The organism is Meishania litoralis (assembly GCF_042611095.1).
Lineage (GTDB): Bacteria > Bacteroidota > Bacteroidia > Flavobacteriales > Flavobacteriaceae > Meishania > Meishania litoralis.
Genome location: NZ_JBHFPV010000001.1, coordinates 29,948 through 42,794, shown reverse-complemented (window position 1 = coordinate 42,794; position 12,847 = coordinate 29,948). Strand labels below are relative to the sequence as shown.

Sequence of the window (12,847 nt, the reverse complement as noted above, 5' to 3'; positions counted from 1 at the left end):
GAGGTTGATCAAAAAACTAACTCAAACTACTATTATTGTGGGTATCCTGGATTTTGAGGGTAGCCTCCTAAAGTTCTGTCAATTTGGTTTTGGGGTATTGGTCTTACCGTATGGTAATCTTGAATATTCGGCGCACCTTGCGGGTTATGGGCCCTCACTCGTTCTACCAATGTGCCTGTCCGTACTAGATCCCACCAACGATGACCTTCACCGACAAGTTCTCTGGCCCTTTCATCAAGCAGAAAATCGAGGTCAACGTCAGCTGCCGTGATTTGTGAAGCCGCTTCTTGTCCTGGTACCGCTGCACGCATTCTTATGACATTGATGTCTTCTGCGGCGCCTGTTGTGTTGTTCTGTGCCAGTCTTGCTTCGGCCCTTAGCAGGTAGGCATCGCCGAGGCGCATTAAAATAAAATCACGCTGACCATTAACCTTTTGCCTGTCAGGTCGAGTTGCATCGATCCATTTATTCATCGACGGAAAAAGTCTTTCATTATATTCATCATTACTATAGACCAAATAGGGAACGGCATCTTGTCGCGATTGGGGCCAATCGATATCCTTACCGGGGCCTGGAATATAAATCGCGGTATCACCAATGGCAATGGCCGCCCTTGCAGGTTCATCACCTACAGCTTCGGTTGCGGGTTCTTCCTTGTTCGCATACCAAACATGTTTGAACGAGGCATCATATCGCGTATCGATAGTCCTATCCCACAAGGTCAACATAAAATCGGTAGGTCTGTGTCTTTTCCAAGGTCGCCCATTGTTAATGTCCCTTGTCATACCGCGCCGTACATCATATTCGTGCAGAAAATAGAGATGCCAGCGATGTCCGAAAGGATCAACATCGCTATCAACTTGCGCTTTCGAATTGGGTATTACAAAGACCATTTCGCTGTTCTCTTGATTGTTGATGTCCCAGAGATCTGCAAAATTGTCCAAAAGTTCAAAGCCGTAATTATTGATAACATTGCCGAACAAGGTCTCCGCCCTTGAGGCATCAGAACCTTCTCCGAAAGAAGTATAACTACGGGTCAATAGTGCCTTGCCCAACAAGAATTCGGCGGCAGGTTTGGTGGCCCTGCCATATTCGTCTTGCTCATTAGGTAGATTGGCAATGGCAAATTCAAGATCAGGTACAATGGCTTGGGCATAAATTTCAGATTGCGATGTTTTATTCGCTTCGACTTCGACCCCTTCGGTCTCTTCCAATGATAAATGTGCGTCACCATAGGTAGTTACCACATTAAAATAGAAGAAGGCCCTTAGAAAACGAACTTCAGCGATACGTAAGTTTTTTTGCGCTTCATCCATATCGACCTCGGCAGAGCGATTGATTACGGCATTGGCCTGGTTGATACCTTGGTACCAAAGGTCCCAAGTGGCGGTCACATAGCTCGATGCCCCATTCAATTGGCCGTCATAAAAGTTAAAAAACTTGTGGCCCCCATCGGCGCCATTGGTCCAGATGTCGGTTCCAAAGGTGGTCATGGCGGCTCCCATTTCTTGACCGTAAAAAGGCTTGAAAGTAGAGTAGGTGGCCTTTACTGCATCTTCAAAGCCGCCTTCTGTCGTATAGTAAGAAGCGGCCGATACATCGGTTATCAGCTCCTCTTCTATAAATTTATCACATGACTCAATACTAAAAGCCAGAGCTAAGACTAAGATTAAATATATTTTTCTGTTCATAATATTTAAATTATTCTATTTAACTAACAATTCTTTTTTTAAAACGTTGCGTTCAATGATAACGACCATTGCTTGGTGCTCGGCACTACACCAGAACCAAGTGAAGTGACATCTTCGGAAATCTCGGGATCGAACGTCTCATAATCACTTGAGAACCATAAATTCTGCCCTGAAACCGATAAACGTAATTTTTCCATACCCAATTTGTCAACAATCGATGTCGGAAGGTTATAGCCCAACGATATATTACGAAGTTTTAGAAAACTTCCGTCAAAATAGCGGAGTGTTGACCCATCTCTCGGACTTTCCTGATTCTCGTTTGGTCTCGGGTAGGCGTTGGTCGGGTTGTCGATGGTCCAATAATCAACATCTAAGTTATTATATCGTCCAAAAAGGGAGTTATTGCCACCGTGAAAATTTGAAAGTACGGTATGCCCCATGCGATATACAAAGAAGACTCCTAAATCGAATCCTTTATAGGAGAACTTGTTGTTAAAGCCACCATAGTAATCAGGCACACCATTACCGATAATCTTACGGTCGTCCGGTGTAATTACCCCGTCGCCGTTCAAATCGTTCAACTTGATTTCACCAGGCACCTTGTTTTCCGCGGCCAAGGCCGCGGCTTCTTCATTGGCCTGCCAAATACCGATTTTTTCGTAATCGTAAAAAACTCTAATCGGCTCTCCTATGAACCATCCATTACCAACGTCATCTAACGGATTTCCATCTGCATCGGTCAATGCCAATTCTGTGATTTCTTCGTTATAAGTTGAAATGTTCAAGTCCACATCCCAATTGAATCCGTTGGTATCGTTGTCGATGATACCTCCACTGATCGAAAATTCAAAACCTGTGGTGCGTGTAGACCCAACATTTTGCAAAACGTTTTGATAACCAGATGTTGCAGGCAAGCTTCTCGCCAATAATAGGTCTACCGTGTTGGTACGGAACCAGTCAAAAGATCCTACGAGACGGTTGTTAAAGAAACCGTAATCAAGACCGATGTCCAAGGTTTTCGATACTTCCCAGGTCAAATCTTCGTTTGGTATTTCATTGAGCCCAAACCCTAGTGCAGAGTCTTCTCCAAAAGCGTAAACAGAATTACTTAACCTACCTGCCGTCTGGTACGGGAGTACGGAAGTGTTGCCCACCTCACCGTAAGACGCCCGCAATTTCATCTCGGAAACTTGGGTGTCGGCCAAAAAGTCCTCTTGGTCCATTCTCCAGCCGGCCGAAATTCCTGGGAAGTATTTCCACTGATTGCCAGGGGCCAATCTTGAGGAGCCATCTGCCCTTAACGAAGCTTGAAATAGGTACTTGCCATCGAAATCATAATTTATTCTTCCCATAAAGGATGCCAGTGCCCATTGTGTAAGTCTAGATTGAACAACGCTTCCATTCGTCGCGGAGCCTAGATTGTAAAATGCCTGCGATTCATAGGGTATACCGGTAACATCGGTTTGATATCTTTCAAATCTAGATTTTTGGATACTTTGCAGTAAAGTAACCTTTATGTTATGTCGATCGTTCAAGGCTTTGTTATAGGTCAATAGATTTTCGAGCGTATAGCCAAAATCGATATCATTGATAACACCTGCCCTGCCTGGGCCCCCACGGTTTGTGTTGGTGAAGCTTCCCGAAAAGGTTCCTCGTCTTCCTAAACGGATATCTGGTCCAAAGGTAGTTGTCCATTTCAATCCTTCCATGATATTGATATCCAAATAAATAGGAGCAAAAATCCTAGTTTGGGTACGTTCATCGATATAGGCACCCTCGACCAATTCATTTAACGGATTGGTACGTATGCCATCGTTGGTCGGCAAGAATTTCAAATCTCCATTTGCATCGTAGGGCACTCCCAGGGGGTTATTTGCCAATGCTTCACCCATTGTGGCGTTCGAACCCCAATTTTGCTCGGTCTTGGCCACCAAGAAAGAAGCACCAACCTTAAATATATCGTTGATTTGGTGATCTACGTTCACACGACCGGAAAATCGTTCGAAATCTTGATTGCTAATGATACCTTGTTCTTTGAAGTAGCCTATTGAAGTACTAAAAGTGGTCTTCTCAGATCCTCCGCTTATTCCTATTTGGTGGTTGGTCTGCCATCCGTTGCTAAGTACTTCGTCCAACCAGTTTGTGGACCTTCCCAAGGAAAGCGATTCGAGTTCAATGGGATCCAAAAAAACCTCGGTATCTGCGGGAATAGTACCATTCCATCCGATTCTTCTCGATTCCCTTTTCAAGGCTGCGAATTCCTCACCGTTCATCATATCGACCAAACGTGTTGCAGAAGTAACTCCGTAACGGCTGCTATAAGTTATTTTTGTTTTTCCGACCCTGCCGCGATTGGTCGAGACCAAGATTACACCGTTAGCGCCGCGAGATCCATATACCGCTGTTGCCGCGGCATCTTTCAAGACCTGCATTGACGCAATGTCATCGGGGTTAATATCTGCCATTGAGTTCGGGCCATCTATTAAAGGTATACCATCAACTACATAAAGCGGGTCGTTAGACGCGCTTATTGATCGCCTACCCCTTATTCTTACCGTAGGGGTCTGACCTGGTCTACCACCCGTGGATTGTACATCGACACCCGCTATCTGGCCTTTAATGGCGTCGATCGTACTTGCAACTTGTACTATGCTCAACTGCTCGGCATCTACCGTTTCTATCGAACCGGTGACTTCGCCCTTCTTTTGGGTACCGTATCCAACAACGATTACTTCCTCCAATTGGCTTGCATCGACGACCATACTAATATTGATTGAAGATCTGCCGTTCACGGCGACTTCTTGGCTGCTATATCCGATATAACTGACAACTAAGGTGCCGTTGGAATCAACATTGATGGTGTAATTGCCATCAAAATCGGTAGTGGTACCAGTTGTGGTGCCTTTTACCAAAACACTGGCCCCAGGTAGGGGAGTCCCGTTCTCATCGGTTACGACACCGGTAACCGTAGATTGCATTTCTTCAAGATCAGCACTGGGGTATTCGAAAGACAAAGAAGTATTACCGTGAATTGTCTGAAGCCCTGCTGCACAGCATAAGAAGAGCGCAAAAAAAATCTTTGCTCTAGGCGGTTTTCTTTTAAAAAATGATTTTTTCATGTCATATTGTTGTTTAGTTAGATTATTGAAAGTAAGTCAGCGAGGTTACGTTATTAACGGTTTTTTGTATGTTTCATAGATTAAACAAGATTTTGATTATAAATACATTTTGATTGAACTTTACAACTGTTTCTTTTAGGGTCGCCTAATTAGAAAATATTTTCTTCAAAGTGTCCACAGTTAACATCGTTAACGTACACAATAATTTCGTTAACGTTACCGAATATAGGAAATAGGTTTATTAAAAAAAAATGAAAATCTATTTTTACCATAAATAGGAAACAGAATGTTATAAAAAAAGAGGTGCCTTATTCTGTTAGAATTGTAGTAGACATAAGTGTCCCTAAAAACAGCTAACTTCAAAAATAGAATGTTAATTGTAAATTCAAAGACATGATAAGAAGTCGATTTACAGAGACCCAAGTCAAGATATTCAAACAGTACGAAGCGGGCATTCCGAATAAAGGAACTCTGCAAGGAACACGGCATCAGTGCGGCCACCTTCTATAACTGGAAGGGCAAATACGGGGGCATGGACGCCTCTCAGCTCAAAAAGCTAAAAGAGATGGAAGGCGAGCTGAGCCGTTACAAGCAGATGTACACCGAGCTTGCCCACCAAAACAATGCGCTTAAGGACCTGATAAAAAAAAGCTCTAGGGGCCGGCCGATAAACGCTCCTCGGCCGATTATTTGGCAAGGGAGCACGGTATGAGCCTTAGAGCGGCCTGTTTTCTGCTTTGCCTTAGCAGTTCGGTGTACTATTACAGGCCTAAGGGCAAGAACGACGGCAAGATTATAGAAGCTTTGGATCGGCTGGCTCAAGAGCATCCCACATCCGGATTCAGAAAATTTTCTGGATGCTCAGGTATCAAGGACACCCGTGGAACCACAAACGGCTCTGTCGAGTATACAAACAGATGCGTTTTCCATATATAGGAAAGCGGAATCAATTTTCAAGAAATCAAATATGAATATAGGAAAATCATTTGTCCCTAAGGTTTTCTCGAAATCCGAACAATAGAAAAAGAATCATGTCGGTCTTTTTTCCAACATTTTCACGAATTTTCGAAAAAGCGATGTTGATATGCCGTTCGATAGTATTTTTGGAAATATTCAAATACTCCGAGATTTCAATATTGGTCAACCCCTCTTTTTTGCTTAGAAGAAAAACCTCTTTACATTTTGGAGGCAATTCATGAATAGCCTCCTTGACCAAACCAATCAATTTTTCCAAAGCATCTTCATCTTTATCCTCAACGATACGCCCTAATTCTTCAATATATTTTTTTTCTAGTCCAGTGACTGATTGATTCCTCTTGTATTCATTTATACAAGCATTGTAAACTGATTTGTACAGATAGCTTTTAACGGAAAAATCGGTTTTTAAATTATCACGTTTTTCCCAAACCTTTATGAAGACATTTTGAACAATGTCTTCAGAAGCTGGAGTATCGTTCATCAAACTGTTGGCGTACAAGCAAAGCTTATGGTTATAAGTATCTACCAAATACGCATAGGCATTGGTATTGCCTTTTTTTAAATAGCGAATTAAATCATTGTTATTATTAAAGTTTTCTTTCATATTAGAAATGGATAATAACATCTAATTTCGTCGGTTAACTAACTCATTATAAAAGGTAAGCACGCAAACATCTACTAAATCATTTATTCATTATCAATCTTTCAAATGTAGGGATTTGAATGAAATGTGAAAATAGTTTTGACAAAACAAAAAAAAACATTTAAAACTTGGTGGTATTGTTAGATGGCTTTGTAATGGGTATAGTGGCTTAGTTTTATCAAGATGACTAACATAGAAAAACTCATTATTAAGTACCTAAATAATTCCATTTCAAAAAATGAGTGGGATGAACTGAATTCATGGTTTGCGAAATCCGAAGACAAGCAATTATTTAATGAGTATATAAAAATCAATTACGCAATCGAAGATATAATGGGCGAATTCAATACGGAAAGAACCAAGAATTCTTTATTGGAAAAAATAAAGAAAGATAAACGTTCACTGATTACCCTAAGGATTACCAGATATTTAAGATATGCGGCTGTCGTAGCTATACTCTTTGGTAGCGCATATTTTTTTCAACAAGGATTTTATTCGGACAAAACTGAAAATATTGCTTTTCCCAGTGAAGACGTAATTACCCTGGAGCTTGAAAATGGTAATCTTGAAGTAATATCAGAAGGAGGGACGGCGGATATAATAAATACTCAAGGTAAGGTAATAGGGAAGCAAAAAGGTAACCGAATAACTTACACCAAAGCTCCTGTCGAGTCCGAAGAACTGGTTTATAATCAATTGACCGTTCCATTTGGGAAGAGATTTGAACTGGAATTATCTGATGGGTCTATTGTTCATCTTAATGCAGGAACGTCTTTAAAATATCCTGTCAGTTTTTTAAAAGAAGGTAAAAGAGAAGTTTTCTTGGTTGGAGAAGCTTTTTTACATGTGGCCAAAGATTCAAAACGTCCTTTCACGGTCAGCACTTCAGATAACCTGGAGATTCAAGTACTGGGTACACGATTCAATGTTTCCAACTATCCTGAAGATGTAACTACTGAAGTTGTTTTGGTCGAAGGTTCGGTAGGTCTGCAATTAGATAAGAAAAGTGAAGGTGTAATTCTTGAACCTGGTTTTAAGGGAAGTTTTGACAGACAGCAAAGAAATATTTCCACAAAACCTGTAATTACAGATGTATATACCTCATGGATGAAGGGAGAACTTATCTTCAGGGGAGTGAGTTTAGAGAATATATTAAAGAAATTGGAAAGACATTATAATGTTACCATAATAAATCAAAATTTGAAATATTCCCAAAAAAAATTCAATGCCAATTTTGGGGATGAGCCAATAGAGGTGGTGTTGAATTATTTTAAGAGTACCTACGGAATTAACTACACCATTGAAGACAATAAAGTCATACTTAAATAAACAAACTAAACCAAAGCGCCAATGAAATAAACAACTAATTCATAAAACTATTTATTAAATAGAAAGGTCTATTGTTCACTATATCTCAAAAGAAAAATCGGAAAATGCGCTAACATTTCCCGATTTAGATAAAGTGATTATATCAAAGTTTAACCACATTAATACACTATAAAATTATGAAAAATCTTCTGAAACGAAAGAAGGGTCAAACTTCGTTGTTCAAATTTGATTTAAAGATGAAACTTAGCGTCCTTTTATTGTTGACAAGTCTTTTTGCATTGCATGCCAGTGAGAGTTATTCTCAACAAACTAAGGTCACTCTTAACTTGAACAATATTACCGTTGAACAGCTTATTGATGAAATTGAGAATAGAACCGAATTCAGGTTCCTATACCTTCTTGAAGATGTTGATTTAAAAAGAATTGTATCCGTTAAAGCGAGAAGGGAGAAAGTAAATTCTATTTTGGATAGGGTATTTATGGGAACAAATACAACCTATCATATTGATGACCGACAAATATCACTTATAAAAAATGTATGGCCCGAAGAGAAAGTTAAGAAACGCACTCAGCAATCTATACAGGGACAGGTCAAAGATGAAAACGGCCAACCGTTGCCTGGAGCTAGTATTATTGAAAAAGGTACCGCGAACGGGACAACGACGGATTTTGATGGCAATTTCTCTTTGACTGTTACAGACGAGAACGCCTCATTAATTATTTCTTATTTAGGCTTTTTAACCCAAGAGATACCGATAAATGGGCAAACCAATATTTCAGCCATCTTACAGGAAGATACTGCTAAATTAGATGAAGTGGTCGTTGTTGGTTATGGGGCCCAATCTAGAAAAAAAGTTACAGGAGCCATTGCATCTGTAAAATCAGACCAAATGGCAGACCTTCCAGTAACCAGTTTTGACCAGGCCCTAGCGGGACAAGTAACTGGGGTTCAGGTTTCAGCGGGAACGGGAAGCCCTGGAGTTTCCTCAGATATTAAGGTAAGAGGTGTAGGCACAATCACCGCAGGAACCTCACCATTATTGGTTATAGATGGGTTTCCTACAGAAAGCGTTAATTTAAGCGATATCAATCCAAATGACATCGAATCTGTTCAAGTATTGAAAGATGCGGCATCGGCAGCCATTTATGGATCCAGAGGTTCTAATGGGGTTATTTTAGTGTCTACCAAACAAGGAAAACAAGGGAAAACCCAGTTTAGTTTTAATTCTTATGTTGGATTTCAGCAAGTGGCTGAAACTTATGATTTGGCAAACGCCTATCAATGGGCCGAATTTCAAACAGAAAACTTTAGAAGTCAAGGCGTATTTGCTCCAGACTATGTTCCAGACCTTTACCAACCCTATTTAGCTGGTACTCCAGGACTTATCGATACCGATTGGCAAGACGAAATATATAGAACAGCACCTATTCGAAGTTATCAATTTTCTGCTAGAGGCGGTAATGAAGATACAAAGTTTTCAGTATCTGGAGAGTATTTCGATCAAGACGGAATCATTATAAGTACAGATTTTAAGAGATATAGTTTTAGAACGAATTTAGAATCCAATATCTTCAAAAACCCTGAAAACGCCTTTCTGAAAAACATTAAATTGGGTGTAAATGTAGCGCCAAGCTATTCTACAAGTAATAAAGTATCGGAAAACCACCATGGAGATGATGGCATTGTAATTATCACGCAATTCGCATATCCCAATTTCGCACCTTATAACCCAGATGGATCCTTTGCCATAAGCGAACAAATCATATTCGGGCAATCACCTACAGGATTACAGAATAATGGCGCTAGATTTGAAAACACTGTTGCGATGGCCATTCTTACTGAACGCATTCAGAGACGGTTTAATGTTATCGGAAGCACATATCTAGATTTTACATTAACTGATAATCTAAATTTCAAAACCTATTTCGGACTAAATTATTCTGATAGTGAATTTAGCATATTCAGACCCTCAAGTATAGGTACTCGTAGAAACAGAGCCTCTGTCGCAGCTGTAGGAAGATTGGATGAAGGCGATATTTTCAATTACATCACTGAGAACACATTTAACTTTAAGAAAACATTAGGTAATGACCATAATGTAGATGTTCTGGCTGGATACTCTTTTCAAAAAGAAAGGCTGTTTTCAAGTTTTTTAACAAGCACCAATGCCAGTGCTAATGATTTTTCAACATTCAATGGTTCAAATACAATCACTGGAGGAGATACACTTGAAGAAGAGTGGTCGTTAATTTCATATATCAGTAGATTAAATTACGATTATAAAGGAAAATATTTATTAAGTGCTTCCTTTAGGCGAGATGGGTCTTCAAGATTTGGAGACAACTCCAAATGGGGTAATTTTCCATCTATTTCACTAGGATGGAGAATGAGTGAAGAAGACTTTTTACAAGGTAATGAGACAATAAGTGATTTAAAGCTAAGAGCAAGTTGGGGAATAACAGGAAATAATTTAATACCAAACTACGGAGGCACCGCCTTATTAGGAGCTGCCAATTATGAAAATCTTGGAGGTCTTTCGGCAATAACATCACCAAATGCCAACTTATCTTGGGAAGAAACCAAGCAAATAGATTTAGGTATAGATTTTGGGTTATTTAATAATAAAGTTTCCATTATTGCTGATTATTATAAGTCGACAACAGATGGATTATTGTTGAATGTACCCGTGCCTTCGCAATCAGGTTTTACATCCTCGCTACAAAACTTGGGAGAAGTTGAAAATAAAGGGTTTGAATTCGCCATTTCAGCTAACAATATCAAATTAGGAGGTGTAGAATGGTCTTCTACATTTAATATATCTACCAATAAGAACAAAGTACTGTCTTTAGGCACAGACCAAACACAGATTATTTCTAAACATCATAAAACTGAAGTTGGCAGGCCGTTAGCCGAGTTTTATGGATGGAATATTATTGGTGTATATAATACCCAAGAAGAGATCGATGCGTCGGCACATGTCACTTCTGGGCGTGGAACCGCACCGGGAGATTATCAAATTGAAGATGTTAATGGAGATGGGCAAATCAATGATGATGATCGTAAAGTTATAGGTGACCCCAACCCCGATTTTACCTATGGCTTTTCAACAACCTTTAAATATAAAGGATGGGATCTGACTGCTTTACTTCAGGGCACCGTTGGACATGACATTGTAAACTTTAACTATTTCTTTGCGACATTAGAAGGTGGGTTTGGTAATGCTTTGGCCGAGCGTGTTGAAGGCCGTTGGCAATCGCCATCAAATCCAGGTACAGGATGGGCTAGAGCGGGCAACAATGGTGCATTTTATGATAGATCTAGCAAAATACTACAAGATGGAAGTTTCTTAAGATTCAGGAATATTGCTTTAGGTTATACCCTAGACTCTAAAGTTTCAGAAAAGATTGGTATTGACAAAGCAAGAATATTTTTTTCATCAATAAACCCTTTCACATTTACTAATTATACTGGAAGTAATCCTGAAGTAAACTCAAATGTTGGAGGCAATGCAAATCCTTTAACTCCTGGACTAGATTGGGGTGGTTATCCTACCGCAAAGTCTTTTACAATAGGACTTAATCTGACATTTTAATCATTAAAAAAAAGAATTATGAAAAACATATTAATTATAGTAATAGTTGCTTTTTTATTCATTTCATGCAGTAATGAATTGGATTTGGCTCCTATTTCGACACCAAGTGCCGCTGGTTACTTTGCTAATAGTGATGATATAGAGACTGCTGTGAACGGCGCTTATGATGCCCTACAGAAACAAGGACAATTTGGAGAGAGTATCTTTTATTTATTTGAAGTACGTTCGGATAACTCTGAAGAGTCGTCCTCATTGGGACAAAGAGGAGGGGCTATTACAGATATGGACATTTTTGCCGTACAGCCTTCCAATGCCTTATTGAGCAGTACATGGATTGATAGCTATGATGGCATTCAACGTTGCAATGCCATATTGAATAATATAGACAAAATAAATATGGATGCCTCTACTAAAGCTATTAGAAAAGGAGAAGCACAATTTCTTAGAGCATTAACTTATTTTAATTTGGTTAGAATTTTTGGAGAGGTGCCATTGGTAATTACACAAACAACCGATCCTTTTGAGGCTTTTGGCAATGGTAGAGATCCAGTTGCGACCATTTACAACCAAATAATCATTGATTTGGAAGCTGCTGCAAATGCCCTGCCCACTAACCAATCAGTTGTCGGAAAGGCTACAAAAGGAGCCGCAAATGCTTTACTAGGAAAGGTTCAATTGACATTAGGCAATTATCCTGAAGCTATTTCTGCCTTAAGTAACGTATCAGGATATAGTTTGCTGCCAAACTATGCCGATTTATTTGGGTCTGGAAACGAAAATAATGCAGAATCTATTTTTGAAGTTCAATACTCTTCTGGTCAAGGAAGTTCTTTTGTTGTTAATGGAGAAGGGAGTGGCCTAGGAGAAGGGAGTGTTTTTGCGAATCAATTTGCACCATTTGGAGGTGGTTCCCTTGTAGTGAACGGAAGTGCCAACGGTAGTAATAGACCAACCAAAGATCTATGGAATTCATATGATCAAGCCGATTTACGTCGCGATGTTAACATCGGTGATTTTGGAGGTATATTATACCCTAAAAAATTTGTGGAACCAACTGCAGGGCCTCTGGATAGTGACCTTAATGTTATTGTGTTAAGATATGCTGATGTAATATTAATGCATGCTGAGGCATTAAATGAACAAGGTTACGTAGCTGATGGTCAGGCTTTTGATCTAGTAAACCAAATTAGAAATAGAGCAGGTTTGGCAGATTTAACTTCGGCTACAGTAACTAATCAAGCTGAATTTAGGTTGGCTATAGAGAATGAAAGACGTTGGGAATTGGCATTTGAGAACCACAGATGGCCAGATCTGGTAAGAACGGGCAGAGCTCTAGAGGTTATAAATAGTCACGTTACAGAAACTAGTAATATTCCATTAACATTAAGTATATCTACAAATCAATTACTTTATCCGATTCCACAGAACGAGATCGATACCAACCCGGCTTTAGTTCAAAATCCTGGGTATTAATTAGAGTTGTTTGAGTTAGTT

At 39.6% G+C, this 12,847-nt stretch carries 8 protein-coding genes; 5 read left to right on the top strand and 3 right to left on the bottom strand.

Annotated features, from left to right (window positions below; translation table 11 throughout):
• Positions 1-32: 32 nt before the first annotated feature.
• Entirely contained in the window at positions 33-1,691 is a 1,659-nt protein-coding gene (locus ACEZ3G_RS00220) for a RagB/SusD family nutrient uptake outer membrane protein (protein WP_432423468.1), read from the bottom strand.
• Positions 1,692-1,729: 38 nt separating this feature from the next.
• Positions 1,730-4,810, bottom strand: coding sequence for a SusC/RagA family TonB-linked outer membrane protein (locus ACEZ3G_RS00215; protein WP_432423467.1), 3,081 nt, complete (start codon positions 4,808-4,810; stop codon positions 1,730-1,732).
• Between the two features lie 460 nt (positions 4,811-5,270).
• Here ACEZ3G_RS00215 and ACEZ3G_RS00210 point away from each other — a divergent pair, with 460 nt between their 5' ends.
• Together ACEZ3G_RS00210 and ACEZ3G_RS00205 are read left to right on the top strand one after the other, a co-directional pair.
• Positions 5,271-5,522 carry a transposase gene (locus ACEZ3G_RS00210; RefSeq protein WP_432425123.1) on the top strand — a complete coding sequence of 84 codons (252 nt, stop codon included), beginning with the start codon at positions 5,271-5,273 and terminating at the stop codon, positions 5,520-5,522.
• Positions 5,519-5,746, top strand: a complete 228-nt coding sequence (locus tag ACEZ3G_RS00205) for a hypothetical protein (RefSeq protein WP_432423466.1) — start codon at positions 5,519-5,521, stop codon at positions 5,744-5,746. The genes ACEZ3G_RS00210 and ACEZ3G_RS00205 overlap by 4 nt, the downstream gene beginning before the upstream one ends.
• A 46-nt stretch (positions 5,747-5,792) precedes the next feature.
• On the opposite strand, the gene ACEZ3G_RS00200 is transcribed toward ACEZ3G_RS00205, so the two are convergent.
• Positions 5,793-6,392 (bottom strand): RNA polymerase sigma factor, encoded by a 600-nt coding sequence (locus ACEZ3G_RS00200; protein WP_432423465.1) that lies wholly within the window; start codon positions 6,390-6,392, stop codon positions 5,793-5,795.
• Positions 6,393-6,614: 222 nt separating this feature from the next.
• On the opposite strand from ACEZ3G_RS00200, the gene ACEZ3G_RS00195 reads away from it, so the two are divergent.
• The 3 genes from ACEZ3G_RS00195 to ACEZ3G_RS00185 all read left to right on the top strand — a co-directional run bounded on the left by ACEZ3G_RS00195 (position 6,615) and on the right by ACEZ3G_RS00185 (position 12,826).
• On the top strand, positions 6,615-7,760 hold the full coding sequence (locus ACEZ3G_RS00195; RefSeq protein WP_432423464.1) for a FecR family protein: 1,146 nt from the start codon (positions 6,615-6,617) through the stop codon (positions 7,758-7,760).
• Positions 7,761-7,936: 176 nt separating this feature from the next.
• Positions 7,937-11,353 (top strand): TonB-dependent receptor, encoded by a 3,417-nt coding sequence (locus ACEZ3G_RS00190; protein ID WP_432423463.1) that lies wholly within the window; start codon positions 7,937-7,939, stop codon positions 11,351-11,353.
• Between the two features lie 18 nt (positions 11,354-11,371).
• A complete protein-coding gene (locus ACEZ3G_RS00185; protein WP_432423462.1) occupies positions 11,372-12,826 on the top strand; it encodes a RagB/SusD family nutrient uptake outer membrane protein in 1,455 nt (484 codons plus the stop codon).
• Positions 12,827-12,847: the final 21 nt, after the last annotated feature.